1 protein-coding gene is annotated in these 622 nt (G+C 49.7%); it reads right to left on the bottom strand.

Going from position 1 to position 622, the window contains the following annotated elements; translation table 11 throughout:
• Positions 1-622, bottom strand: a 622-nt coding sequence (locus tag R7Q09_RS26655; protein WP_318144009.1) for a cytochrome c-type biogenesis CcmF C-terminal domain-containing protein, incomplete at both ends; no start/stop codon positions are given.

Genomic DNA, 622 nt, shown 5'->3' with positions numbered 1-622 from the left:
CGTTGAAGCTTACGAACACCTTCAGCAAAACTGTGACGGTGCGTCGCACGCTCGTGCAATTCGAACGCATGCATTGCCACGATCCAAATCGACATAACCCAGCCGATGTACGCCATCACTGAGAAGAAATCAGCAAATAGGAGCACACAAACCGCCGCCAACGCCAGAGACACAGTGCCCGACACAAGCATAGGCTTCACAATCGAAGATAACTGGTCACGCTTCCAACGGATAAGAGGACCGATACCTAGCAAGAAGGCAAACGGCATCATCAGCCATGCAAATAGCATATCGAAGAATGGGGCACCGATAGAAACCGAGCCCAAACCAAGCTGCTTGTGAACCAATGGCAACAACGTACCAACTAACACAACCACAAGTGCTGCAATCAGCAAGACGTTATTGGCAAGAAGCGCGTTTTCGCGCGACACTAAATCAAAGTTACCACGAACACGTACCGCCGCACCTTTCACCGCAAATAGCAGTAAAGAGCCACCGATAACGAAGACAAGGAAACCAAGGATAAACATACCGCGAGAAGGATCGGACGCAAACGCGTGTACCGACACCAAAATGCCCGAACGAACTAAGAAAGTACCTAACAAACTCAACGAGAATGCAG

The sequence above is a fragment of the Vibrio sp. 2130-1 genome (assembly GCF_033339515.1).
Note: the sequence above shows the minus strand (reverse complement) of the source record. Positions and strands in the feature narration are given on the sequence as shown.